We start from the raw sequence: 24,841 nt of genomic DNA on the forward strand, positions 1-24,841 counted from the left end.
ATAAGCAGCGATCCGCGATCTTGCTCAGATCCGCTCGGTTAAAGTAGCATCCGGACTGCGACTTTCATTAAGGCCTTGTCCCCTCGGGAAAACAGTGCCGATTTAGCGTTTTTCTTACCTTGTTACCACAATGGCAGAGACATCACTGCCTGTGGATGGTTCAACTGCCAATCTGCGCCCCAGTCTGCCGGTTTATCCTCTGCCGCCAGATATCCCCACATGGCGATGGCAGAGGGCATATTAACCGCCTGCGCCGCGGCTATGTCGCGCTCTGCATCGCCAAGATAGAGAATACGTTCGGTCGCGCAGTTAAGCTGCTGGGCCCCCAGTAACATAGGAGCCGGGTGGGGCTTGCGATAGAGGGTAGTATCGGCACTGATCACAGCATCAAAGCGTTTAAGCAGCCCGATGCGCTCTAACAAGGGACGGGTAAAACGCGCTGGTTTATTGGTGACAATCCCCAGCGGCATAGCTCTTGAACGGGCACTGTCCAGCAAGGCTTCTATGCCTTCAAACAAACAGGCTTTTTGGCCGTTGACCGCATCATATTCCCTGAGCATCGCTTGCCGGAGATGCTCCTGCTCTTCGGCTGAGGCTTGGGGCACGGCGGCTTGCACCATGGCAAGCGAGCCGTGAGAGGCCAGAGTGCGCAAAAGTTTGCGCTTATCTTCTATCGATACCCCATGGGATGCCAGCGCCAAGGCCAGCGCTTCGGTCAGGTCCTCGGCGGTATCCACCAAAGTTCCATCCAAGTCGAACAGAATCCCTTGAAACGGCAGCTTAGGCGTCATGGCATCAGTCCTGGCGCTGACAGGCAATCATGTAGTTGACGTCAACGCTCTTGGTGTAACTGAATACGCCACTCAAAGGGTTGTATTTTATGCCCAGCGCGTCACGACACAATAGTTCAGTGTTTTCTGCCATGGCGATTAACTCGGATGGGCGGATAAACTTACTGTGGTCATGGGTTCCGGCCGGCAACATTTTCAGTACATACTCGGCACCGAGTATGGTTTGCACCCAGGACATGATGTTGCGGTTAATGGTGGAGAAGAACACCCAACCACCGGGCTTGACCATATCGCAACAAGCCTGGATCACAGATTGCGGATCCGGTACATGCTCGAGCATTTCCATACAGGTAACTGTGTCGTAATGCCCCTGATGATTCTGGGCATGCACTTCGGCAGTTTCTTGCAGGTAGTCTATGCTGACGCCGGCTTCCAGCGCATGCAGCCTGGCGACTTCCAACGGCTCAAAACCCATATCCAGCCCGGTGACCTTGGCGCCGATGCGGGCCATGCTCTCGGAAAGAATGCCGCCGCCACAGCCGACATCCAGCACCAGTTTGTCAAAGATACCGCCGGATTGGGCATCTATATAATTAAGGCGCAGTGGGTTGAGTTCATGCAGCGGCTTGAATTCACCGGCAGGATCCCACCAACTGGCGGCCATACTTTCAAACTTGGCAATTTCCTGAGGGTCGACATTGGGTTGAGAAGACATATTCGGACCTGAAACAGCAATATTAAGGATGCGCCTATTATAACCATATAAGCCATAGGGAAGGGCAGTATAAATTGGCGCCTCAATGTGATCGGCGGCACTAAAGGCCAAAAGCTGGACAAAATATCGGCAAGATTCGGTTTTTGATGATAAAAACAACAACGGAACTCATGTCTATGACAGTGATATCAGCCCCCGCTCGCGACTTGTATCATGCCCTTGGCGTTTTTGGCTGCAAAGGCGGCTTTAAGGACTTCCGACATTAAATAACTGTGTTAGAATGCCAAATCACGTTTGTTGGGCTCGACAATGACACGGATTTACAAGTTGTCAGCTAATTTAAGGGGATCGAGCAGTTTATGACTGATCTGGCTTTATCAATTTCGCCAATAAATATTGAAGACGAACTAAAGAACTCCTATCTGGATTACGCCATGAGCGTTATCGTCGGGCGGGCATTGCCAGACGTACGCGATGGCCTCAAGCCGGTGCATCGCCGCGTACTCTTTGCGATGAACGAGCTGAAAAACGATTGGAATAAACCCTATAAGAAGTCGGCACGTGTTGTCGGTGACGTGATAGGTAAGTATCACCCTCATGGTGATAGCGCCGTATACGACACCATAGTGCGGATGGCACAGCCTTTCTCGCTGCGTTACACCCTGGTAGATGGTCAAGGTAACTTCGGCTCCATCGACGGCGATGCCGCGGCGGCCATGCGTTATACCGAAATTCGTATGGAAAAGCTGGCGCATCAACTGCTGGCTGACCTTGAGAAAGAAACCGTCGATTATGTCCCCAACTACGACGGCACCGAAATGATCCCGGCCGTATTGCCGACCCGGATCCCCAACCTGCTGGTCAACGGCTCCTCCGGTATTGCGGTGGGCATGGCCACCAATATTCCGCCGCATAACCTGAACGAAGTGGTTAAAGGCTGTTTGGCGCTTATTGAAGAACCTGAGCTGTCTATCGAACAGTTGATGGAGTATATCCCGGGCCCGGACTTCCCGACTGCCGCCATTATCAATGGCAAGAAAGGCATAGAGGAAGCGTACCGTACCGGCCGCGGTAAGGCGATTATGCGCGCCCGTGCCGAGGTGGAAACCGAAGACAATGGCCGCGAGCGGATCATTGTTACCGAGATCCCGTACCAGGTGAACAAGGCTCGTTTGATTGAAAAAATTGCCGAGCTGGTAAAAGACAAGAAAATTGAAGGCATCAGCGGCCTGCGCGATGAGTCTGATAAAGACGGTATGCGTATTGTGGTTGAGGTCAAGCGCGGCGAAGTCGCCGAGGTGGTACTCAACAACCTCTATGCCCAGACCCAGATGCAAACCTCTTTTGGTATCAACATGGTGGCTTTGACCAATGGCCAGCCCAAGTTGTTTAACCTCAAGGAGATGCTGGAAGCCTTTATTCTGCACCGCCGCGAAGTGGTCACCCGCAGAACCGTGTTTGAACTGCGTAAAGCCCGCGAACGCGCGCATATTCTGGAAGCCCTGGCTATCGCCCTGGCCAACATCGACCCTGTGATTGCGCTGATCAAGGCCTCTCCAACACCGGCCGAAGCCAAGGTTAAACTGGTGGAAACCGGTTGGCAGCTCGGCAACGTGCAGGGCATGTTGGAAAAAGCCGGTGATGATGCCGCCCGTCCCGAGTGGCTGGAGCCGGAGTTTGGTATTCGCGATGGTCTCTACTATCTGACTGAGCAGCAAGCCCAGGCTATCCTAGAGCTGCGTCTGCACCGTCTGACCGGTCTTGAGCACGAGAAGATCCTCCAGGAATATGAAGAACTGCTGGAGCTGATTGCTGGATTGCTGCATATCCTCAGAAGCCCAGAGCGTCTGATGGAAGTGATCAAAGAAGAGTTGGAAGAAGTACTTGAGCAATATGGTGACGAGCGTCGCACCGAGATCAATGCTTCAGCCGTGGATATCAGCCTCGAAGACCTTATTTGCGAAGAAGATGTGGTAGTAACCCTGTCGCATTTGGGTTATGCCAAGTATCAGCCGCTGAGCGATTACCAAGCGCAGCGCCGCGGCGGTAAGGGTAAGGCGGCTACCAAGGTTAAAGACGAAGATTTCGTTGAGAAACTGTTGGTTGCCAATACCCACGACACCATTTTGTGCTTCTCCGACTTCGGCAAGCTCTACTGGCTCAAGGTTTATCAGTTGCCGCTGGCCAGCCGTCAGTCGCGCGGTAAACCTATTGTGAACCTGCTGCCATTGTCTGAGGGCGAGCACATTACGGCGATTCTGCCGGTTCGTGAATACGAAGCCGACAAGTATATCATCATGGCGACTTCCCACGGCACAGTGAAGAAGACATCGCTTATTGAGTACAGTCGTCCAAGAGCCAACGGCATTATCGCCGTTAACCTGAAAGACGGTGACCAGTTGATCGGCGTTGACCTGACCGATGGCAGCAACGAAATCATGCTGTTCTCCAACGAAGGTAAGGTTGTACGCTTCAGCGAAGATCAGGTGCGCGCCATGGGCCGTACCGCCACCGGTGTTCGCGGTATCAAACTCGAAGATGGTCAGGAAGTGGTTTCACTGATAGTGCCAAAAGAAGATGGTGCCATTCTGACAGTGACAGAAAATGGTTTTGGTAAGCGTACCGAGCTGAGTGAGTACCCAACCAAGAGCCGTGCTACCAAGGGTGTGGTTTCCATCAAGGTCAGCGAGCGTAACGGCGCGGTAGTCGGCGCGGTTCAGGTTGGCGACAATGATGAAATAATGCTGATCAGCGACAAGGGCACACTGGTGAGAACCCCGGCGGCCGGCGTTTCTATCATAGGCCGTAATACCCAGGGCGTGACCATTATCCGCACTGCCGGTGACGAGGCCGTGGTGGGTTTACAGCGTATCGATGAAATCCAGTCTGATGAAGACGAAGTGGAATTCGATGAAAACGGCGAACCCATAGCGGCCGAACCTGCCGCCGAGGATACAGAAGGCCAAGCGCCCGAAGCACCTGAAGCCGAGCAGGAATAACAGCATCAAGCATATATGAGCGTCCAGTTGGACGCTCTTTTTTTCAAGGAGAACAATGAAGTGAGCACGATTTATAATTTCTGTGCCGGACCAGCCATGTTGCCGGCCGCGGTAATGCAAAAAGCCCAGCAGGAATTACTGGACTGGCAGGGGCACTGTGTCTCCGTCATGGAGATCAGTCACCGCAGTCAGGCCTTTATCGATCTCACCAAGGCTGCCGAGTCCAGATTACGCTCGCTGATGAATATTCCCGAAGATTACCATGTACTGTTTATGCATGGCGGTGGTCGCGGTCAGTTCTCTGCTGTCGTGAATAATTTTTTGGGCAATAACGGCAGAGCCCTGTATTTGGAGAGCGGTCAGTGGTCAAGATCAGCCACGGCAGAGGCCAGGAAGCTGGCCGGAGATGACAGGATTGATAGCCAAAGCATAGTTGAAAAGATCAATGGACTCAACAAAGTAACCTTGCCTAAGCTGGAAGGTGATAGTGGCAAGTATCGTTATGTGCACTATTGCCCTAACGAGACGGTAGATGGTATCGAAATTTTTGAAGAGTTGGAGTCTCCTTGGCCAATTGTGGCGGATATGTCATCCACTATCATGTCCCGTGAAATCGATGTCAGTCGTTACGGGCTCATTTATGCCGGGGCGCAAAAAAATATCGGCCCTTCCGGTTTGGCCATAGTGATAGTGCGTAAAGAGATGCTGGCTTTGCCGGCCATGCCGCAATCGTCCATCATGGATTATCGCTTGGCGGCCGAAAACGATTCCATGTTTAACACTCCCCCTACTTTTGCCTGGTATTTGGCGGCCGAAGTGTTTGAGTGGCTGCACCGGGTGGGCGGTATCGAGGCGATGGCAGAGCTCAACAAAGCCAAGGCCGAACTGCTTTATGCCTGTATCGATGAACTGGACTTTTACCGCAATGGTGTGGCGACGCCAAACCGCTCGCGGATGAATGTGACTTTCCAATTGGCCGATGAGTCGCTCAATGGTGAGTTCCTGAAAGAGGCGGAGGCCGCAGGTTTGGTGGCTCTTAAGGGGCACAGAATTGTCGGCGGGATGCGTGCCAGTATCTATAACGCCATGCCTTTGGCCGGCGTTGAGGCCCTGGTTGCCTTTATGAAAGCGTTTGCGGCCAAGCACAGCAGCTGAACCCCGGCGAAAATCGTTTTATTGCAACAAATCCCATAAAAAAGCGAATGCCTCGGCATTCGCTTTTTTCATCTCACTCTCCAATTTTAACCTTGCAACACCTTGGCGATAGACTTGGCAAGGTAATCGACATTGCTATCGCTTATCCCGGCGATACTGATCCGGCTTGAGTCCACCATATAGATACCGAACTCCTGCTTAAGTTGTTCAACCTGCTCTGGCGACACCCCAAGGAAGGAGAACATCCCTTTTTGGCGGGCGATAAAGCTGAAGTCCTGCTCGACGCCTATCGCCTTTAAACGCTCAACCAGAATGGCACGGTTACCGTTTATCCTGTCACGCATCACCTTGAGTTCATCCAGCCACTGCTGCTTGAGCTGATTGTCGCCGAGAATGGTTTCCACCAACGCGGCTCCATGTGCCGGCGGCATGGAGTAGAGACAACGCACCACATAAAGCAGTACCGACAAGGCGACATCGGCGGCAGCACTGCTGTTGGCTATGATGCTGCAAGCGCCGATACGTTCGCGATAAAGGCCAAAATTCTTTGAGCAAGAGGAGCAGAGCAACATGTCTTCCACGGCCGCTGCCATCTTGCGAACGCCGTAAGCATCCTCTTCAACACCGTCACCAAAGCCCTGGTAAGCCATATCGATAAGCGGGGTAAAACCGCGTTTGACGGCGACTTGTACCACTTGGTCCCACTGCTCGGTGCTGAGATCCTGGCCCGATGGGTTGTGACAACAGGCATGCAGCAGCACCACATCGTTTTCCCCAAGAGTGTTAAGTTTGGCGAGCATTTCATCAAACTTCAGCGCCTTGGTGGCGTAGTCATAGTAAGGGTAACGCTCAACCTTGAGACCGGCCGCCTCAAAAAGTCCGGTGTGATTGGCCCAGGTCGGATCGCTGACCCAAACGGTTGCGTCTGGGCGACAACGTTTAATAAAGTCGGCTGCGACCCGCAGCGCGCCGGTGCCGCCGGGAGTGGAGACACTGCGAATGCGTCCTGCGCTCAGGGTAGGGTGCTGCTCACCGAATGCCAGCTCGGCAATGAGACGATTGAAATCACTGCTACCGGCAGGGCCGATATACACCTTAGTGGTTTCTGTGGCGGTGCGGCGCTGCTCGGCGGTCTTAACGCAGTCGAGGATGGGGGTATTTCCCAAGATGTCTTTATAGACACCAACGCCCAAATCAATTTTTTCATGGCGAGGGTCGTCGCGATATTGGCTGAGCAGCCCAAGAATGGGATCGGCTGGCATCGCCTTGAGTGTGCTGAACATAGGGTTCCCTGGATTGAATACTTGTTGAAGAAGATTAGCATAACGATATTTAGGTTATTTGTTAACGGCTGGTGAGGTTGCAGTAAGCGATAGTCTGAGTGGTGCAACTGGCAAGCTGGGCTTCCAGGGTGTAAAGCTCTGTTGCAAGAAAGCAGAGTCGTTTCTCTGTATCACTTGTTGGAACGTCTATCGGAGAGTTAAAGAGCTTATTTAGCGCTAGTTGAATAATTTTCCGCTGAAATCGGCTTTTTTCAGCAAAAAACGGTTGAATCCCTGTGGCGCTCAGGTAACTTTAATGCCACGAACACTTAATTCAGGCCTATCAGCACTCGCTGTATCTAATCTTTTGTCTTGATTTACCGGTTTTATCCCATAATCGGTGACAAGGTCTTTTAACCCGCTTTGGCGGTATGTGGCGTAACGCTGCAACGCCGTCAAACACAGATGCAAGAATCCAAAAAAGATGAAGCAATTGCGACTGGATCCCATAAGTAGAATGCATGGGGAGGTCAACATCCCCGGCTCCAAGAGTATCTCCAACCGGGCGCTGCTATTGGCAACCCTGGCCAAGGGCAGCACAGAACTGACCAATCTGCTCGACTCAGATGATATTCGTCACATGTTGGCAGCGCTGAAACAGCTCGGCGTTCAATTTGAGCTCTCCGAAGACAAAAGCCACTGTAGTGTGCAGGGCCTTGGCGGCGCAATCAACAGCGACAAGCTGCAAGAGCTTTTTCTCGGTAATGCCGGCACCGCTATGCGGCCATTGTGCGCCGCGCTGACTCTGGGGAACGGTGAGTTTGTTCTCACGGGTGAACCCAGAATGGAGGAGCGGCCAATAGGAGATTTGGTCGACAGTCTCAAGGCCTTGGGCGCAGATATTCAATATCTGAAACATCCCGGCTTCCCGCCATTAAAAATCAAGGCAACGGGCCTCAGTGGCGGGGATGTGGAAATTGCCGGTAATCTCTCCAGCCAGTTTCTTACCGCGTTACTGATGGTTGCGCCGCTGGCCGGTACCGCTGTCAATATCAAGGTCAAGGGTGAACTGGTTTCCAAGCCCTATATTGATATTACTTTGGCCTTGATGGCGCAATTTGGTGTTAAGGTCATCAACCACGACTATCAGCGTTTTGAGATCCCATCCGGTCAAAGCTATCTGTCACCGGGCAAGGTATTGGTGGAAGGCGATGCCTCATCGGCGTCTTATTTCCTGGCCGCAGGCGCTATCGCCGGCGGTGAAGTGAAAGTTACCGGAGTTGGCCGTCTCAGCATTCAGGGTGATGTCAAGTTTGCCGATGCGCTGGCGAGCATGGGCGCCGAGATTGAATGGGGAGATGACTATATTATTGCCAGGGGCAGCCAGCTCAAGGGCATAGATATGGACATGAACCATATTCCCGATGCGGCAATGACCATAGCCACAGCTGCGGTTTTTGCCAAAGGGCCGACTCGTCTTAGCAATATCTACAACTGGCGTATCAAGGAGACAGATCGTCTCAGCGCCATGGCCACAGAACTGCGTAAAATTGGTGCCGAGGTGGAAGAGGGTGAGGATTATATTTTGGTAAATCCACCGCTTGCGCCCACGCATGCCGCCATCGATACCTATAACGACCACCGCATGGCCATGTGTTTTTCGCTGCTGGCGTTTGCTGATTGCGGCGTCACCATTAATGACCCGGATTGCACCTCAAAAACCTTCCCGGATTACTTCCAACGCTTTACGGCCTTGGCCGGTTAAGCGGCTGAATTTCGGGCTGTTGACAACAACAGCCCGAAATTGACCTTGAATTCAGCATACGGAAAGCATGCAGTTGATATATAATATTGGCCGCTCATTTTCGGTGAACTCATACTGTGTCCTCATGGAAGATGATAATTACTGCGGAGGAATTTATGTCTGAACGGGCGCCTGTTGTCACAATTGACGGCCCAAGCGGTGCGGGAAAAGGCACTATAAGTCAGTTGCTTGCCAACAAACTTGGATGGAAACTGCTCGATAGTGGTGCCATATATCGAGTGCTGGCACTTGCCGCTATTCACCACGATGTGGAACTGGATAACGAAGAAGCCATCACCCTGTTGGCCGCGCACCTGGATGTACAGTTTCTGGCGGGAGCCGGAAATGAAGCCATAAAAGTGGTGCTGGAAGGCGAAGATGTCAGCCATGCCATTCGCACTCAAGAATGTTCTGACGCAGCCTCAAGAGTGGCGGCGTTTCCCCGGGTGAGAGAAGCCTTACTCAGAAGGCAGCGCGCTTTCAGAGTTGCCCCCGGGCTTATAGCTGATGGCCGGGATATGGGAACCGTTGTTTTCCCGCATGCACCGGTCAAATTATTTTTGACAGCCTCGGCTGAGGAAAGGGCCCAGCGGCGCTATAATCAGTTGCAGGACAAGGGCTTCGATGTTAATATCGAGCGTCTTTTAACCGAGATCCAGGAAAGAGATCACCGGGATATGAATCGCGCAGTTGCGCCTTTGGTGCCCGCAGAAGATGCCTTGGTGATAGATACTACCGGACTCGGAATTGAGACTGTGCTGGAGCTGGCGCTCAGGCACATAGTTGACAAATTATCTGACGTCAGTCTCTGAGACTGGCGGGATAGGCATTCGCCACAGGGAAGAGGCGAGTTATTTTACTGACTCCACGTTCAGGATAGATACGTGGTTTATTACTTAAAGTTAATTAACATGACTGAATCTTTTGCTGATCTGTTTGAACAATCCCTTCAACAACTGGAATTCCGCCCAGGTTCTATCGTTCGTGGTACTGTAGTTGCCATCGAAAACGGTATGGTACTGGTTGACGCCGGTCTGAAATCTGAGAGCCCAATCCCAGCTGAGCAATTCAAAAATGCTCAAGGTGAACTGGAAATCGCCGTTGGCGACCAAGTTGACGTTGCGCTGGATAGCGTTGAAGACGGTTTCGGTGAGACTCAACTGTCTCGCGAAAAGGCTAAGCGCCACGAAGCCTGGATCGTTCTGGAAAAAGCTTACGAAGATGCTGAAACTGTAATCGGTGTCATCAATGGCAAGGTTAAAGGCGGTTTCACCGTTGAGCTGAACGGTATCCGTGCGTTCCTGCCTGGTTCTCTGGTTGACGTTCGCCCAGTACGCGATACTGCTCACCTGGAAAACAAAGAACTGGAATTCAAAGTTATCAAGCTGGACCAGAAGCGCAACAACGTTGTTGTTTCTCGTCGTGCTGTTATCGAATCTGAAAGCAGCGCTGAGCGTGATGCTCTGCTGGAAAACCTGCAAGAAGGTCAAGCAGTTAAAGGTATCGTTAAGAACCTGACCGACTACGGTGCATTCGTAGATCTGGGCGGTGTTGACGGCCTGCTGCACATCACCGACATGGCTTGGAAGCGTGTTAAGCACCCATCTGAGATCGTGAATGTTGGTGACGAAATCAACGTCAAAGTACTGAAGTACGATCGCGAGCGCACTCGTGTATCTCTGGGTCTGAAGCAACTGGGTGAAGACCCATGGCTGGAAATCAGCAAGCGCTACCCAGAAAACACTCGTCTGACTGGTCGCGTAACCAACCTGACTGACTACGGCTGCTTCGTTGAAATCGAAGAAGGCGTTGAAGGTCTGGTACACGTTTCTGAAATGGATTGGACCAACAAGAACATCCACCCATCCAAGGTTGTTAACCTGGGTGACGAAGTTGAAGTTCTGGTTCTGGACATCGATGAAGAGCGTCGTCGTATTTCTCTGGGTCTCAAGCAGTGCAAGACCAACCCATGGGAAGACTTCGCTAACCGTTATGCCAAGGGCGACAAAGTTACCGGTAAGATCAAGTCTATCACTGACTTCGGTATCTTCATCGGTCTGGACGGCGGCATCGACGGTCTGGTTCACCTGTCTGACATCTCTTGGAACGGTAGCGGCGAAGACGCTGTTGGCGAGTACAAGAAAGGCGACGAAATCACTGCAGTGGTTCTGTCTGTTGATCCAGAGCGTGAGCGTATCAGCCTGGGTGTTAAGCAGACTGAAGACGATCCATTCAACGCCTACCTGGCCGACAAGAAGAAAGGTACCATCGTAGTTGGTACTGTTACTGCTGTTGACGCCAAAGGTGTTACTGTTGAGCTGGCTGACACCGTTGAAGGTTACATCCGTGTATCTGACATCAGCCGTGACCGTGTTGAAGATGCATCAAGCGTCTACAATGTAGGTGACAGCGTTGAAGCCAAGTTCATGGGCGTAGATCGCAAGAACCGTGCAATCAGCCTGTCTGTACGTGCTAAAGACGAAGCTGAAGAAAAAGAAGTGATGGCTAACCTGAACAAGCAGGATGACGCTATCATGACTAATGCAATGGCTGAAGCGTTTAAAGCAGCTCGTAAGTAAGTGCCTGTAGTACAGGGGGCTTGCCCCCTGTTAGGTGACTGTGTTTGGCTTGATAATAGGGGTAGCTAGGATGACTAAATCCGAACTGATCGAAAAACTCGCCAGTGGGCAGTCGCAACTGTCGGCGAAAGAAGTAGAAGGCGCCATCAAAGAGATGTTGGAGCAAATGGCTAAAACATTGGAAAGCGGTGATCGCATAGAGATCCGTGGCTTTGGCAGCTTTTCACTTCACTATCGTGCACCTCGCACTGGTCGTAATCCCAAAACGGGAACATCAGTCGAGTTGGATGGCAAGTACGTCCCGCACTTTAAGCCAGGCAAAGAACTGCGCGAACGCGTTGACGCTTATAACCGTTAATCGCTGTTGTATTAAAAGCCTCCGAAAGGGGGCTTTTTTATGCCCGGAGCTTGGCTAAAGCTGGTCAGCTCAGTCAAATTACTGGATAATCAGAACATTGAAACGCGTTTATGGAGTGCAACGTGAAGTCATTTGTCGCAACCGTACTGGTGGCAATGTTGTTTGTAGTGGCACTGGTATTTGGCTCTCGCAATGAACAGCTGGTCACCATCAGTTATTTTGTGGCACAGGGAGAGTTCCGTTTGCCTGTGGTGTTGGCCGTGGTGTTTCTGGCGGGGTTTATCCTCAGCTGGGTCATTGCTTTCTACTACATCATGAAGCTGAAACTGTCATTGCGTAATGCCCGTAAGAAGATCCAGACATTAACGCAGCAGCAGGGGCAAGACGCCTAGTATGCTCGAACTTCTCTTTCTGTTGCTGCCTATTGCTGCGGCTTACGGTTGGTACATGGGCCGCCGCAGTTTGAAGCAGAAACAGAATTCAGCACAAAAGAAACTGAGCCGAGACTACTTCACCGGGCTCAACTTTCTGCTCTCCAATGAGTCGGACAAGGCTGTTGATCTCTTTATCAGCATGTTGGATGTCGATGATGAAACCATAGACACTCACCTGTCTTTGGGATCCTTGTTTCGCAAACGGGGTGAAGTAGATAGATCTATTCGTATTCACCAAAACCTGATAGCCAGGCCCAATCTCGCCACCGAGCAAAGAGACATGGCGATGATGGAGCTGGGTAAGGACTATATGGCCGCCGGGTTCTACGATAGGGCTGAGGAGATTTTCCTTAACCTGGTCAGTCAGGACGATCACAGCGAAGAAGCGGAAACCCAACTGATCTCCATTTACCAAACCACCAAAGATTGGCAAAAGGCGATAGATATCACCAAGCGCTTGCCACGAAAAAGCCAGCAGGGTCTGAAACCCGTCATCGCCCATTTCCATTGCCAATTGGCCGAAGAAGCTGACGATGAAGCGGGAAAACTCAAGGGCTTTCAAGCCGCACTCAAGCAAGACCCTCAATGTGGCCGCGCCTTGTTGTCACTGGCCAACGCCTACTTGGATGCCGGACAGTTACCTCAGGCCAAACAGATGCTCAATCAACTGATTGACGCCGATGCCGAGCTTTTTGCCGATGCACTCGCCTGTGCCCGCCAGCTCTATCAAGAGCTCAAGGATATTGAAGGTTATCGCGAACTGTTGGCTCACGCCATAGATAAGGGCGCGGGTGCTTCAGTTGTGGTGGCATTGGCGCAGCGTATGATTGAAGACGGCGATATCAAAGGCGCCGAAGACATGGTGATGCAAGCTCTCTATCGTCACCCCACCATGCGGGGGTTCCAGCACCTTATGCAGATGCACATCAAGCAAGCTGAGCAGGGCCAGGCACGAGATAGCCTGGCGATGCTGGAAAAATTGGTAGAGCAACAAATTAGATTCCGTCCAAGTTACCGCTGCCGGGAGTGTGGTTTCCCGGCACATACCTTGTATTGGCACTGCCCATCCTGCAAGAGCTGGGGCAGTATTAAGCGGGTTCGCGGTTTGGACGGTGAATAACCCTCAGATAACGGAGTAAAAATGACAGAGACACCTATTGTGGTCGCCTTGGACTTTGATAATAAATTCAAAGCATTGCAACTTATTGATAAGTTGGATCCGTCTATGTGCCGCCTTAAGGTAGGCAAAGAGATGTTTACCCTGTTCGGGCCTCAACTGGTGAAAGAGATCCATGACCGAGGGTTTGAGCTGTTTCTGGACCTGAAGTTTCACGATATTCCCAATACAGTGGCCAAAGCGGTAGCTGCCGCCGCCGAAATGGGGGTGTGGATGGTGAATGTCCACGCCAGTGGCGGTCTCGCCATGATGGAAGCTGCCCGCCGGGCCTTATTACCTTATGGGGATAACGCCCCCTTGCTGATTGCTGTTACTGTGCTGACGTCAATGAGCGACGATGAGCTCAAGCTTATTGGTGTTGAAGGCAGTGCTGAAGAGCAGGTTCGAAGACTGGCGCGCCTGACGCAAACAGCCGGTCTCGATGGTGTGGTCTGCTCGGCCCGAGAGTCCAGTATGCTCAAGGCCGAACTTGGCGCCGATTTCAAACTGGTGACTCCGGGTATTCGTCCGGCGGGCAGTGACGCCGGCGATCAAAAACGCATCATGACCCCGGCCGAAGCTATGGCCGCGGGCTCAGATTATCTGGTCATAGGTCGACCCATTACTCAAGCGGCCGATCCTTTGGCGACATTGCAGGCGATACATCAATCGTTGGCATAAACTTGCGACATACCGGCGACTTGCAGTATGGACCGGAATAACGAATGATCAGTGGATAGGAGAGAAGCTCAATGTTCGATTATCAGGGTAAGTATGTAGTGGTCGTCGGGGGTACCAGCGGCATTAACCTTTGTATCGCCAAGGCGTTCGCAGTAGCCGGTGCCCATGTGGCGGTTGCCAGCCGTAACCCGGAAAAAGTGGCAGCCGCAGTGGCGTTATTGAATGAAGCCAATCCGCAAGGTCAACATCTGGGCCTGAGCTTCGATGTCAGGGATTTGCCGGCACTCGAGCAAGGCTTTACAGTTTTGGCCCAGAGTTTCCCGCATATTGATGTGCTTGTCAGTGGCGCCGCCGGCAATTTCCCAGCCAGCGCCGCCAAACTCAGCGCCAACGGTTTCAAATCTGTCATGGATATCGATTTGTTGGGCAGTTTTCAGGTGTTGAAACAAGCCTATCCTATGCTTAAGCGCCCTGGCGCCAGCATTATTCAAATTTCGGCGCCGCAGGCGTATATTGCCATGCCGATGCAGGTCCACGTTTGTGCCGCCAAGGCGGGAGTCGATATGTTGACCCGCACACTGGCGTTGGAATGGGGGCCTGAAGGCATACGGATAAACTCCCTGGTGCCTGGTCCAATTGCCGGTACCGAAGGATTTAATCGCTTGGCGCCGTCGGCGCAGTTGCAACAACAGGTGGCAGAGAGTGTACCGTTAAAACGCAATGGTGAGGGCGAAGACTTGGCCAATGCCGCACTCTTTATGGCCTCGCCAATGGCTTCCTATATTACCGGAACCATATTACCGGTCGACGGTGGTTGGTCGCTTGGCGGTGCCAGTGCGGCCATGAGTCAACTCGGGGCGCTGGCAGCAAAGCTAGAATCAAGTAAGTAGCAAGAGAGAGATTATAAAATGGCAAACGCATTACAGGAACAGTTGCTTAAGGCGGGGCTCGCCAGCAAGCAAAAAGTTCGCGATGTCAAAACCCAGAAGAAACGTAACCGCAAGTCCAATATTGATGATGGCTCTGCCCAGCTGAAGGCGCAAATCGCACAGCAGAAAAAGCAGCAGGCAGAAAAGGATAAGGCACTCAATGAACAACGCTTTGCCGAGGCCACAGAGAAAGGCTTGGTTCGTGGCCTGGTCACTGAGATTAAGCAAAATGCGGTGGCGCTGCCGAAAGATGGCGAAATCAAGTTCAACTATACGTTGGAGAACAAGATATACCCATTGTATATCAATGAAAAACTCCAGAATCAGCTACTTGGTGGCCGTTTGGGGATAGTGCGAATTGAGCAAAGCAGCTATCTGGTGCCCCATAAACTCGCCGAGCGGGTCAATCTGTTGGTGCCGGCTTGGTGTGGCTATTTGTGGCAAGCCGAGAACAACGCGGAGCAAGTGCCGGATGAAGAGGACCCTTACGCAGATTATGTCATTCCGGACGATCTTATGTGGTAACTCTCAGTAGAGCTGTTCGTCATCGCCATCGACGTAAAGCTCTATCATATGCCTCTGGTCATTGATGTGCAGCCTCATGTGGATGGGGTTGCAGCATACCCGACAATCATTGTAAAACTCCTGGTCGCCGCCGCTGGCATCGAGCTCTACTTTTTGATGGTGGCCACAATGGGGGCAACAAATAGTTTGACTTTTAAGTTGCATAGTTTCCTCCTCCGCCGTTCAGCCCTATGCCTTTGGACGATAGAACCCAAGCTCACAACATAAAGTAAGTATAGCCCCGGCCTGTGAGCCAAAGCTTATTCATTGAATGTTTTTGGGTTGCGTGGGCCGGGCCTTATCCCGTAAAATTACCAGTCTGCCCGGCGGAGACCTTAAGGCTCCTGTACTGCCTTAACCCAAGGGCTAACATACTTTTTTATCATTGATAACCAAGTGGCCCTACGTGTGGGTCACCACTGGACAAGGAATTTTCATGCCCGTAATTACACTTCCCGATGGGAGCAAACGCGAGTTTGCCAACCCAGTCTCTACACTCGATGTTGCTGCTGATATTGGTCCTGGCCTGGCGAAAGCCTGTATTGCCGGACGAGTCAACGGCGAGTTGAAAGATGCCTGTGATCTGATCGAAACAGATGCAGAACTGTCGATCATCACGGCCAAAGATGAAGAAGGGCTGGAAATCCTTCGTCACTCTTGCGCGCATTTGTTGGGTCATGCGATCAAACAACTGTGGCCCGAAACCAAGATGGCGATTGGTCCTGTTATTGATAACGGCTTCTACTATGACATCGACCTGGATCATAAACTGACCCAGGAAGATCTGGAGAAGCTGGAAAAACGCATGCTGGAACTGGCCAAGACCAACTATGACGTAGTCAAGCGCGTGGTTAGCTGGCAGGAAGCCCGTGATACTTTTGAATCTCGCGGCGAGCCTTACAAAGTGGCAATCCTGGACGAAAACATTAGCCGTGATGCCACTCCGGCACTGTATCACCACGAAGAATACACAGACATGTGTCGTGGTCCTCATGTGCCCAACATGCGTTTCTGCCATTTCTTTAAACTGATGAATGTTGCCGGCGCCTACTGGCGTGGTAACTCAGACAACAAGATGTTGCAGCGCATCTATGGTACTGCCTGGGCAGACAAGAAAGCGCTCAAGACTCATTTGACTCGCTTGGAAGAAGCGGCCAAGCGTGACCACCGTAAAATCGGCAAGCAGCTGGACCTGTACCATATGCAGGAAGAAGCGCCGGGCATGGTGTTTTGGCATAATGACGGCTGGAGCGTATTCCTCGAGCTTGAGCGTTTTATTCGCCAGAAGCTGAGCCAGTACGACTACCAGGAAGTGAAAGGCCCGCTGATGATGGACCGTGTGCTGTGGGAACGTTCAGGTCACTGGGATAAATACGCCGAAGCGATGTTTACAACCAGCAGTGAGAACCGCGAATACGCCGTCAAGCCGATGAACTGCCCCGGTCATGTGCAAATCTTCAACCAGGGCCTCAAGTCTTATCGTGACCTGCCGCTGCGGATGGCCGAGTTCGGCTGCTGTCACCGTAATGAGCCTTCAGGTGCCTTGCACGGCCTTATGCGGGTTCGTGGTTTTACCCAGGACGATGCGCACGTATTCTGTACTGAAGAGCAGGTGCAATCCGAAGTCAGTAAGTGTATCAAGATGGTGTACGACACCTATTCCACTTTCGGCTTCAGCAATATCGTGGTTAAGCTCTCTACCCGTCCAGAAAAGCGTATCGGTGATGATGCCATGTGGGATAGGGCAGAAGAAGCTCTGAAACAAGCGCTGCGCAGCAACGATATTGAATTTGAAATCCTGCCCGGTGAAGGCGCCTTCTACGGTCCTAAAATCGAGTTCACTCTGCACGATTGTCTGGACCGTGCCTGGCAGTGTGGTACAGTGCAGCTTGACTACGCTTTACCAGGTCGTCTGGGCGCAACTTATGTTGCCGAAGACAACAGCCGTCAGACTCCTGTGATGATCCACCGTGCGATTTTGGGCTCTTTGGAGCGATTCCTCGGTATTCTCATCGAAGAGTTCGCCGGTCGTTTCCCAACCTGGCTGGCCCCTGTGCAGGTTGTTGTTATGAACATAACAGACAAACAAGCTGATTATGTTGAAGAAGTAGTCGAATTCTTCAAGGAACAGGGCATACGTGCCTCTAAAGACTTGAGGAATGAAAAAATAGGCTTTAAAATACGCGAGCACACTTTGAGGCGGGTTCCTTATTTGCTGGTCATAGGTGATCAGGAGATGGAAAATCGGGAAGTCGCTGTGCGTACCCGAGACGGGGTGGACTTAGGTAAGATGCGAATCGATGATTTCGCCGCTAAGGTCAAGCAACAAATTTCGCTCCGTAGTCTTGAATTGTTGGAGGATTAGGTCATAAAGATCAAAAAATCAGCAGGCCGTCAGGCGGCCCCGAATAGAATTAATGAAGAAATTACCGGCGTACCTGAGGTACGTTTGAATGGCGTTGATGGTGAAGCCATTGGTATCGTCAGCATCAAAGAGGCTCAGGAAGTAGCCGATGAGGCAGGTCTGGATCTGGTTGAGATCAGTCCTAATGCTGAGCCGCCTGTATGCCGTATCATGGACTACGGTAAATATCTGTTCGACAAGGCAAAAGCCCAGAAAGAACAGAAGAAGAAGCAGAAACAGATCCAGGTGAAGGAAGTTAAATTCCGCCCTGGTACTGATGAAAACGACTATCAGGTAAAACTACGCAACCTGATTCGTTTTCTAGAAGATGGAGACAAAGCGAAAGTTACGCTGCGTTTCCGCGGACGCGAAATGGCACACCAGAACCTGGGTATGGATCTTTTGAACCGTATCAAGGCCGATCTGGAAGAGTATGCGGTTGTTGAATCCTTCCCGAAAATGGAAGGTCGACAAGCCATCATGGTGCTGGCGCCCAAGAAGAAATAGCAGGGCAACCCTGAAAAGTAGCAAAGGTCTACGGGCCTTTGCTCGCCTTGCGTTTTATTAATATCCCAATGCGGAGTTTTAGTAATGCCTAAAATGAAAACCGACAAGGGTGTAGCGAAGCGTTTTAAGAAAACCGCCAATGGTTTCAAGCGTAAGCAAGCCCATCTGCGTCACATCCTGACCAAGAAGAGCACCAAGCGTAAGCGTCATCTGCGCGCCAAGTGTTTAGTTGCCAAAGCTGACGTGCCAATGATTGCACGCCAACTGCCATACGCTTAATTAGGAGGAATTGAAAAATGCCAAGAGTTAAGCGTGGTGTAACTGCACGAGCTCGTCACAAGAAAGTTCTTAAACTTGCCAAAGGTTACTACGGTGCCCGTTCACGTACTTTCCGTGTAGCGGTACAAGCAGTAACCAAAGCAGGTCAATATGCTTACCGTGACCGTCGCCAGAAGAAGCGTCAATTCCGTCAACTGTGGATTGCACGTATCAATGCGGCTTCTCGTCAGAATGGTCTTTCATACAGCCGTTTCATCAACGGTCTGAAAAAGGCGTCTATCGAAATCGATCGTAAGATTTTGGCAGACATCGCTGTATTCGACAAAGTAGTGTTTGCTACTCTGGTAGAAAAAGCGAAGGAAGCACTGGCAAACTAATCTCTCAGGAGATAAGTTGTAGTTGCTGTTAAAAAGGGACTTAAGGTCCCTTTTTTCATGCCTGTGATTTACTTATATTTTAATGTCTCAGACAAAAAAGCCAGTCATCAATGACTGGCTTTTTCAGTATATCGGCAGAGCTTATTTCTGGGCATCCAGGAAGCGCTCGGCATCCAGAGCCGCCATACAACCGGTTCCGGCTGAGGTGATGGCCTGACGGTAGTGCTGATCCATCACATCGCCGGCGGCGAATACGCCTTTGACGCTGGTCTGGGTGGCATTACCGTTAAGGCCGCTTTCGACCTTGATATAACCGCCATTCATCTCCAACTGGCCTTCGAAGATACCTGTGTTGGGACTGTGGCCAATGGCGACAAATACCCCAGCCACTTCCAACCCGGAAATACTGGCGTCTTTGGTGCTCTTCATCTTGAGTCCGGTAACCCCCATGGCATCGCCAGTCACTTCATCGAGAGTTCTATCCAGATGCAAAATGATATTACCGTTTTCGACTTTATCCATCAGACGGTCGATAAGAATTTTCTCAGAGCGGAAGCTGTCACGGCGATGGATCAAGTGTACTTCAGCCGCGATGTTGGAAAGGTAGAGCGCTTCTTCAACCGCTGTGTTACCACCGCCGATCACCGCCACTTTCTGGTTGCGGTAGAAGAAACCGTCACAGGTGGCACAAGCAGATACACCACGGCCCTTGAAGGCTTCTTCAGATGGCAGACCGAGATACTTGGCCGAGGCGCCGGTAGCTATGATCAGCGCATCACAGGTGTATTCACCGTTGTCACCTTTCAAGGTGAAAGGGCGCTGCTGCAGGTCAACTTCATTGATATGGTCAAAGATGATTTCGGTATCGAACTTCTCGGCATGCTTTTGCATCCGTTCCATTAGCGCAGGACCTGTCAGGCCTTCGGCATCGCCGGGCCAGTTTTCGACTTCGGTCGTTGTGGTCAACTGGCCACCCTGTTGGATACCTGTGATCATCACTGGCTTGAGATTGGCGCGGGCAGCATAAACGGCTGCGGTATAGCCGGCGGGGCCAGACCCCAAGATAAGTAGGTTACAATGTTTGGCTTGGCTCATTTTATTCTCTCCGTGCCTTGGCAAATAGCAGCGATTGTAGGTAATTTCCCCCAAAGGGTAAAGCGCTTGGAACAGAATCTTCAAGATTGGCTTAATCGAAAAAAAGGAGCCCTTGGGCTCCTTTAACGCTATAACTAATTTATTTACTGTAACAGTTCGTTGGCAGCGGTATAAGGCATATTGTGTGCTACAGCGACTTCTTTACAGGTGATCTTACCGTGCATCACGTTAAGACCATTTTGCAAGTGCTTATCAGACAAGAGCGCGTCGCGGTAACCCAGACGGGCCAGCTTGAGAATGTAGGGCAGGGTTGCGTTGTTCAGGGCAAAGGTGGAAGTACGCGCCACAGCGCCCGGCATATTGGCCACACAGTAATGCACTACATCATCGACGATATAGGTAGGATCCTGGTGAGTTGTGGCATGAGAGGTTTCCACACAACCACCCTGATCTATGGCGACATCCACTATCGCGGCACCTGGCTTCATCTTCTTAATATGTTCTCGGGTAACCAGCTTGGGCGCCGCCGCCCCGGGGATCAGCACGCCGCCGATGACCAGATCGGCTTCCAGCACATGTTTCTCAATGGCGTCTGCCGTAGAATAGATAGCCTTAACTTTGGAGCCAAACTGTACGTTCAAACGACGCAGTGCATCAATAGAACGATCAAGCACCACTACATCGGCGCCCATACCGACTGCCATTTGTGCGGCATTGGTTCCAACCATACCGCCACCTATGATCACAACTTTGGCTGGCTCAACTCCGGGAACACCACCGAGCAACATGCCCAGACCACCCATGGATTTTTCCAGCGCCATTGCTCCGGCCTGGATGGACATACGTCCGGCTACTTCTGACATGGGAGCCAGCAAAGGCAAGCCACCACGATCATCGGTAACTGTTTCATAGGCGATACAAACAGCGCCGCTGCTAATCAGTTCTTCTGTCTGGGGCAGATCAGGGGCAAGGTGCAGATAGGTAAAGAGGATCTGATCATGGCGCAACATGGCACGTTCTACGGCCTGTGGCTCTTTGACTTTGACAATCATCTCAGCCTTGGCAAAAACCTCGGCGGCCGTGTCCAAAATGGACGCTCCGGCATTGATATAGTCTTGATCGGTAAAACCGATCCCATTACCAGCATTCGTTTCGATAAAAACCTGATGGCCATGCATAGTGAGCTCGCGTACGCTGGACGGCACCATACCCACGCGATATTCATGGTTTTTGATTTCCTTTGGAACACCAATTATCATTTTCGAGCCTCAATATACTAAAAAACCCACTTTTAATGGGCATAATTGTTATTTTATAGTGACCTGAACGTGATCAATTCAGGAAAGTCTAGTATAGTATTGCCCGGGCAGATTATGCTGCTAAACTTGTGACATACGCAAAATTAAATGTTGTTTTAGTGATAAAACAAGGTTAAAAATATGGTAAATAATAAAAAGAGTCCTGTAAAAGACTTGGATCGTATCGATCGTAATATTCTTAATGAACTGCAAATTGACGGTCGCATTTCCAACGTTGAGCTTTCCAAACGTGTTGGTTTGAGTCCAACACCCTGTCTTGAACGCGTTAAGCGTCTTGAAAAACAAGGCTACATTAACGGTTATACCGCACTGGTCAACCCGCACTTTTTAGGTGCATCTTTACTGGTGTTTGTTGAGATCACCCTTAACAGAGATACTCCCGAAGTCTTTGATAAATTTAACCGTGCAGTACAGCTTTTGGATGATATTCAGGAATGTCATCTGGTATCCGGCGATTTCGATTATCTGCTCAAGACCCGGGTGTCGGATATGTCTGCTTACCGTAAATTATTGGGCGAAACCCTATTGAAATTGCCTTCCGTATCCGATACCCGTACCTATGTGGTAATGGAAGAAGTGAAGCAAACCAGTAAAGTAGCCATCAGTATTTCAGCCGAAGCTTGATCCCGATATCGTCCTCGAAAAAGGAGTCTATTTGGCTCCTTTTTCACCACTGCTGTTTGCTTTTTAATCCGGAATAGAAAGTCTAATACACAAAGTCTCCTTATCCACTTGCTTTTAGTGGCTTTCGTAGGCTTATTCGCTGCACATTCAGGTTGATTCTGGTATCTTAAATCCATCCGTTTTTCGTTTGCTTATGGAAATCGCATTTGTCTCAGGGAAATAGTGTCAGAACCCTCAGTGGCCTGCAACGCCTGCTGGAAGGGGGGCTTATTCTGTGCTGCATGATCGCCATCTATATACTGTTGGCGCTGGGCAGCTTTCATCCGGGCGATCCCGGTTGGAGTCAGTCTAACTATCAAGGGGAGATCGAGAATGTCACCGGTGCCGTAGGTGCCTGGCTGGCCGATGTCCTGTTCTATTTCTTTGGCTACACCGCCTACTTAATCCCTATCATCATTGCCGGAACCGGTTGGTTGATCTTCAGGCGCGCTCACAAACTGTTGGAAGTGGATTATTTCTCGGTCGGCTTGCGCTTGATTGGCTTCTTGTTGATGGTGCTCAGCCTGGCTGCCTTGGCCAGTATGAATGCCGGTGATATCTATGAGTTTTCTGCCGGTGGCGTGGCCGGCGACGTGATAGCCCAAGCCATGCTGCCTTACTTCAACCAGTTGGGTACCACACTGCTGCTACTTTGCTTTGTCGGCGCGGGTTTCACTCTGCTGACAGGAATAAGCTGGCTTACCATAGTCGAGCTCACAGGCTTGGCAACTATCTGGTGTTTTCTCAAGCTCAAACAGTTGCCGGCACGTCTGTCTGGTCCGAAAGAAACCGAAGATACCCGCGGCTTTATGTCGGTAGTGGACAAGTTCCGCCGTGAACGCGATGAACTTGAGCCGGAAGAAGTGCTCGAAGACGATGAAGATGAGGTCATAGAGCCGCCCGCCAAGAAGCCTGGACTGCTGAGTCGTTTCCGTAAAAAGGATCCGCAAACTCTGGAGCGGGAAGACGCGGAAATGGCCGATGAGAACACTGATACTGAGCACAAGCGTCAGGGCAGGGTAGAACCTGTGCTTTTTGCCGGGGTTGCCGGAAGTGCGACCGATAATGCTGCCGACACGCCGCCTTGGCAGAAGAGTAATACCGAAGGTAGTGACACAATAGACTTCGACAAGCGTGCTTCTACTGGGGCTATCAGTCATAAAGAGCGGCAATTGCAGGCCCAGAAAGCCAGGGTTGAAAACGGCATTATTATTTTGCCCGGTGAAGAGGGCACTTCCAAAGAACGTAAGCAACCTATGGATCCCTTGCCGAGCATCTCGCTGTTGGATGTGCCCAATCGCAAGAAGAACCCCATCAGTGAAGAAGAACTGGATCAGGTCGCACGCTTGGTGGAAAGCAAACTCGCTGACTTCAATATTACCGCGCAAGTGGTCGGAGTCTATCCCGGCCCTGTGATTACCCGCTTTGAGCTGGACTTGGCTCCTGGGGTCAAGGCTTCAAAAATTTCTAACTTATCCAAGGACTTGGCGCGTTCTCTGCTGGCTGAAAGTGTGCGGGTGGTGGAGGTTATTCCGGGTAAAGCCTATGTGGGGCTGGAACTGCCCAACAAGTTCCGCGAAACCGTATTTATGCGTGATGTGCTTGATTGCCAGGCGTTCAAGGACAGTAAATCCAATCTCACCATGGTGCTTGGACAGGACATTGCCGGCGATCCGGTCGTGGTGGACTTGGCCAAGATGCCGCACCTTTTGGTGGCTGGTACCACAGGTTCAGGTAAGTCGGTCGGGGTCAACGTGATGATCACCAGTCTGTTGTACAAATCCGGCCCGGAAGATGTGCGTTTTATCATGATAGATCCCAAGATGCTGGAGCTTTCTGTCTATGAAGGTATTCCGCATCTCTTGTGTGAAGTGGTTACGGATATGAAAGAGGCCGCCAATGCCCTGCGCTGGTGTGTTGGTGAGATGGAGCGGCGCTACAAACTGATGTCGGCGCTCGGGGTACGTAACCTCAAGGGCTTCAACGCCAAAATCGCCGAGGCCAAGGCCGCTGGTACGCCAATATGCGATCCGCTTTGGAAGTCCAACGAAAGCATGGAAGATACGGCGCCTGAACTCGACAAGTTGCCCTCTATCGTGGTTGTCGTGGACGAATTTGCCGACATGATGATGATAGTCGGTAAGAAGGTGGAAGAGCTGATTGCCCGTATCGCCCAGAAAGCACGCGCTGCCGGTATACACCTGATTCTGGCGACCCAGCGCCCGTCTGTGGATGTGATAACAGGCCTTATCAAGGCCAACATTCCCACCCGCATCGCTTTCCAGGTTTCTTCCCGCATCGACTCGCGCACCATTTTGGATCAGCAAGGCGCCGAAACCCTGCTCGGGATGGGCGATATGCTTTATCTGCCCCCGGGTACCGGCGTGCCCAACCGGGTTCACGGTGCTTTTGTGGACGATCACGAGGTGCATGCGGTCGTTGCTGATTGGCATGCCCGCGGTAAGCCTCAATATATTGAAGAAATTCTTCAGGGGGCCAGTGACGGCGAACAGGTGTTGCTGCCCGGTGAAGCACCGGAAGGCGGCGAGGAGGAGCTGGATGCACTCTACGACGAAGCCGTGGCTTTTGTTACCGAAACCCGCCGGGGCTCTATCTCCAGTGTGCAGCGTAAGTTCAAGATAGGTTATAACCGCGCCGCTCGCATCATAGAGCAGATGGAACTTCAAGGGGTGGTCAGTGCCCAGGGCCATAATGGCAACCGCGAAGTCTTGGCGCCACCGCCGCCAAGATAAGACAGATTGAGGTACAG

The 24,841-nt window shown here is 51.4% G+C and carries 23 protein-coding genes; 17 read left to right on the forward strand and 6 right to left on the reverse strand.

The annotated features are described in order from the left end of the window. Positions 1–122: 122 nt before the first annotated feature. Together SIL79_RS16110 and ubiG are read right to left on the reverse strand one after the other, a co-directional pair. Positions 123–791 (reverse strand): HAD family hydrolase, encoded by a 669-nt coding sequence (locus SIL79_RS16110; RefSeq protein ID WP_144361490.1) that lies wholly within the window; start codon positions 789–791, stop codon positions 123–125. A gap of 4 nt (positions 792–795) precedes the next feature. Next, positions 796–1,506, reverse strand: a complete 711-nt coding sequence (gene ubiG / locus SIL79_RS16115) for a bifunctional 2-polyprenyl-6-hydroxyphenol methylase/3-demethylubiquinol 3-O-methyltransferase UbiG (protein ID WP_039032988.1) — start codon at positions 1,504–1,506, stop codon at positions 796–798. Between the two features lie 359 nt (positions 1,507–1,865). On the opposite strand from ubiG, the gene gyrA reads away from it, so the two are divergent. Continuing rightward, entirely contained in the window at positions 1,866–4,505 is a 2,640-nt protein-coding gene (gene gyrA / locus SIL79_RS16120; protein ID WP_101096456.1) for a DNA topoisomerase (ATP-hydrolyzing) subunit A, read from the forward strand. A gap of 60 nt (positions 4,506–4,565) precedes the next feature. After that, positions 4,566–5,660: a 3-phosphoserine/phosphohydroxythreonine transaminase gene (gene serC, locus SIL79_RS16125; RefSeq protein ID WP_039033035.1), complete on the forward strand. Its 1,095-nt coding sequence runs from the start codon at positions 4,566–4,568 to the stop codon at positions 5,658–5,660. An 86-nt stretch (positions 5,661–5,746) separates the two neighbouring features. Here the strand turns inward: serC and SIL79_RS16130 are convergent, their stop codons facing one another. After that, positions 5,747–6,943, reverse strand: coding sequence for an amino acid aminotransferase (locus SIL79_RS16130; protein WP_144361491.1), 1,197 nt, complete (start codon positions 6,941–6,943; stop codon positions 5,747–5,749). Between the two features lie 463 nt (positions 6,944–7,406). On the opposite strand from SIL79_RS16130, the gene aroA reads away from it, so the two are divergent. From aroA to SIL79_RS16175, 9 genes are all read left to right on the forward strand, one after another. Beyond that, the gene (gene aroA, locus SIL79_RS16135) at positions 7,407–8,687 is read left to right on the forward strand and encodes a 3-phosphoshikimate 1-carboxyvinyltransferase (RefSeq protein WP_101096458.1); all 1,281 of its coding nucleotides are present in this window, start codon (positions 7,407–7,409) and stop codon (positions 8,685–8,687) included. 155 nt (positions 8,688–8,842) lie between these two features. Further along, positions 8,843–9,538: a (d)CMP kinase gene (cmk, locus tag SIL79_RS16140; protein ID WP_039033034.1), complete on the forward strand. Its 696-nt coding sequence runs from the start codon at positions 8,843–8,845 to the stop codon at positions 9,536–9,538. Between the two features lie 99 nt (positions 9,539–9,637). Beyond that, positions 9,638–11,305, forward strand: coding sequence for a 30S ribosomal protein S1 (rpsA, locus tag SIL79_RS16145; protein ID WP_025010414.1), 1,668 nt, complete (start codon positions 9,638–9,640; stop codon positions 11,303–11,305). A 70-nt stretch (positions 11,306–11,375) separates the two neighbouring features. Beyond that, positions 11,376–11,663, forward strand: a complete 288-nt coding sequence (gene ihfB / locus SIL79_RS16150) for an integration host factor subunit beta (protein ID WP_025887377.1) — start codon at positions 11,376–11,378, stop codon at positions 11,661–11,663. Between the two features lie 122 nt (positions 11,664–11,785). Continuing rightward, the gene (locus tag SIL79_RS16155; protein ID WP_039032984.1) at positions 11,786–12,055 is read left to right on the forward strand and encodes a LapA family protein; all 270 of its coding nucleotides are present in this window, start codon (positions 11,786–11,788) and stop codon (positions 12,053–12,055) included. A 1-nt stretch (position 12,056) separates the two neighbouring features. Then, positions 12,057–13,217 (forward strand): lipopolysaccharide assembly protein LapB, encoded by a 1,161-nt coding sequence (gene lapB, locus SIL79_RS16160; RefSeq protein ID WP_071475565.1) that lies wholly within the window; start codon positions 12,057–12,059, stop codon positions 13,215–13,217. Positions 13,218–13,238: 21 nt separating this feature from the next. Then, positions 13,239–13,934, forward strand: a complete 696-nt coding sequence (pyrF, locus tag SIL79_RS16165; protein WP_071475564.1) for an orotidine-5'-phosphate decarboxylase — start codon at positions 13,239–13,241, stop codon at positions 13,932–13,934. 71 nt (positions 13,935–14,005) lie between these two features. Beyond that, entirely contained in the window at positions 14,006–14,824 is an 819-nt protein-coding gene (locus SIL79_RS16170) for an SDR family oxidoreductase (RefSeq protein ID WP_071475563.1), read from the forward strand. 18 nt (positions 14,825–14,842) lie between these two features. After that, a complete protein-coding gene (locus SIL79_RS16175) occupies positions 14,843–15,388 on the forward strand; it encodes a DUF2058 domain-containing protein (RefSeq protein ID WP_071475562.1) in 546 nt (181 codons plus the stop codon). 3 nt (positions 15,389–15,391) lie between these two features. Here SIL79_RS16175 and SIL79_RS16180 read toward each other — a convergent pair whose 3' ends face one another. Next, entirely contained in the window at positions 15,392–15,592 is a 201-nt protein-coding gene (locus SIL79_RS16180) for a CPXCG motif-containing cysteine-rich protein (RefSeq protein WP_039032979.1), read from the reverse strand. Positions 15,593–15,863: 271 nt separating this feature from the next. On the opposite strand from SIL79_RS16180, the gene thrS reads away from it, so the two are divergent. The 4 genes from thrS to rplT all read left to right on the forward strand — a co-directional run bounded on the left by thrS (position 15,864) and on the right by rplT (position 18,994). Continuing rightward, entirely contained in the window at positions 15,864–17,792 is a 1,929-nt protein-coding gene (gene thrS / locus SIL79_RS16185; RefSeq protein WP_039032978.1) for a threonine--tRNA ligase, read from the forward strand. 3 nt (positions 17,793–17,795) lie between these two features. Next, a complete protein-coding gene (gene infC / locus SIL79_RS16190; protein WP_039032977.1) occupies positions 17,796–18,338 on the forward strand; it encodes a translation initiation factor IF-3 in 543 nt (180 codons plus the stop codon). A gap of 84 nt (positions 18,339–18,422) precedes the next feature. After that, a complete protein-coding gene (rpmI, locus tag SIL79_RS16195) occupies positions 18,423–18,617 on the forward strand; it encodes a 50S ribosomal protein L35 (RefSeq protein ID WP_025009728.1) in 195 nt (64 codons plus the stop codon). Between the two features lie 17 nt (positions 18,618–18,634). Continuing rightward, positions 18,635–18,994, forward strand: a complete 360-nt coding sequence (gene rplT / locus SIL79_RS16200; protein ID WP_025009729.1) for a 50S ribosomal protein L20 — start codon at positions 18,635–18,637, stop codon at positions 18,992–18,994. 141 nt (positions 18,995–19,135) lie between these two features. Here the strand turns inward: rplT and trxB are convergent, their stop codons facing one another. Both trxB and ald read right to left on the reverse strand, forming a co-directional pair. Further along, positions 19,136–20,089 carry a thioredoxin-disulfide reductase gene (gene trxB / locus SIL79_RS16205; protein ID WP_319619543.1) on the reverse strand — a complete coding sequence of 318 codons (954 nt, stop codon included), beginning with the start codon at positions 20,087–20,089 and terminating at the stop codon, positions 19,136–19,138. A gap of 143 nt (positions 20,090–20,232) precedes the next feature. Then, positions 20,233–21,348, reverse strand: coding sequence for an alanine dehydrogenase (gene ald / locus SIL79_RS16210; RefSeq protein WP_039032975.1), 1,116 nt, complete (start codon positions 21,346–21,348; stop codon positions 20,233–20,235). 180 nt (positions 21,349–21,528) lie between these two features. On the opposite strand from ald, the gene lrp reads away from it, so the two are divergent. Both lrp and SIL79_RS16220 read left to right on the forward strand, forming a co-directional pair. Then, a complete protein-coding gene (gene lrp, locus SIL79_RS16215) occupies positions 21,529–22,032 on the forward strand; it encodes a leucine-responsive transcriptional regulator Lrp (protein ID WP_025009731.1) in 504 nt (167 codons plus the stop codon). A 206-nt stretch (positions 22,033–22,238) separates the two neighbouring features. Further along, the gene (locus SIL79_RS16220; RefSeq protein ID WP_319619545.1) at positions 22,239–24,824 is read left to right on the forward strand and encodes a DNA translocase FtsK; all 2,586 of its coding nucleotides are present in this window, start codon (positions 22,239–22,241) and stop codon (positions 24,822–24,824) included. The last annotated feature ends 17 nt before the right edge of the window (positions 24,825–24,841 follow it).

The sequence above is a fragment of the Shewanella indica genome (genome assembly GCF_033842865.1).
GTDB lineage: Bacteria > Pseudomonadota > Gammaproteobacteria > Enterobacterales > Shewanellaceae > Shewanella > Shewanella indica.

Bases quoted from the DNA above. Each gene is read 5' to 3' on its own strand.
- SIL79_RS16110 (WP_144361490.1), bottom strand. From the start codon at position 791: ATGACGCCTAAGCTGCCGTTTCAAGGGATTCTGTTCGACTTGGATGGA.
- ubiG (WP_039032988.1), bottom strand. From the start codon at position 1,506: ATGTCTTCTCAACCCAATGTCGACCCTCAGGAAATTGCCAAGTTTGAA.
- gyrA (WP_101096456.1), top strand. From the start codon at position 1,866: ATGACTGATCTGGCTTTATCAATTTCGCCAATAAATATTGAAGACGAA.
- SIL79_RS16130 (WP_144361491.1), bottom strand. From the start codon at position 6,943: ATGTTCAGCACACTCAAGGCGATGCCAGCCGATCCCATTCTTGGGCTG.
- aroA (WP_101096458.1), top strand. From the start codon at position 7,407: ATGAAGCAATTGCGACTGGATCCCATAAGTAGAATGCATGGGGAGGTC.
- cmk (WP_039033034.1), top strand. From the start codon at position 8,843: ATGTCTGAACGGGCGCCTGTTGTCACAATTGACGGCCCAAGCGGTGCG.
- rpsA (WP_025010414.1), top strand. From the start codon at position 9,638: ATGACTGAATCTTTTGCTGATCTGTTTGAACAATCCCTTCAACAACTG.
- ihfB (WP_025887377.1), top strand. From the start codon at position 11,376: ATGACTAAATCCGAACTGATCGAAAAACTCGCCAGTGGGCAGTCGCAA.
- lapB (WP_071475565.1), top strand. From the start codon at position 12,057: ATGCTCGAACTTCTCTTTCTGTTGCTGCCTATTGCTGCGGCTTACGGT.
- pyrF (WP_071475564.1), top strand. From the start codon at position 13,239: ATGACAGAGACACCTATTGTGGTCGCCTTGGACTTTGATAATAAATTC.
- SIL79_RS16170 (WP_071475563.1), top strand. From the start codon at position 14,006: ATGTTCGATTATCAGGGTAAGTATGTAGTGGTCGTCGGGGGTACCAGC.
- SIL79_RS16175 (WP_071475562.1), top strand. From the start codon at position 14,843: ATGGCAAACGCATTACAGGAACAGTTGCTTAAGGCGGGGCTCGCCAGC.
- SIL79_RS16180 (WP_039032979.1), bottom strand. From the start codon at position 15,592: ATGCAACTTAAAAGTCAAACTATTTGTTGCCCCCATTGTGGCCACCAT.
- thrS (WP_039032978.1), top strand. From the start codon at position 15,864: ATGCCCGTAATTACACTTCCCGATGGGAGCAAACGCGAGTTTGCCAAC.
- rpmI (WP_025009728.1), top strand. From the start codon at position 18,423: ATGCCTAAAATGAAAACCGACAAGGGTGTAGCGAAGCGTTTTAAGAAA.
- rplT (WP_025009729.1), top strand. From the start codon at position 18,635: ATGCCAAGAGTTAAGCGTGGTGTAACTGCACGAGCTCGTCACAAGAAA.
- trxB (WP_319619543.1), bottom strand. From the start codon at position 20,089: ATGAGCCAAGCCAAACATTGTAACCTACTTATCTTGGGGTCTGGCCCC.
- ald (WP_039032975.1), bottom strand. From the start codon at position 21,348: ATGATAATTGGTGTTCCAAAGGAAATCAAAAACCATGAATATCGCGTG.
- lrp (WP_025009731.1), top strand. From the start codon at position 21,529: ATGGTAAATAATAAAAAGAGTCCTGTAAAAGACTTGGATCGTATCGAT.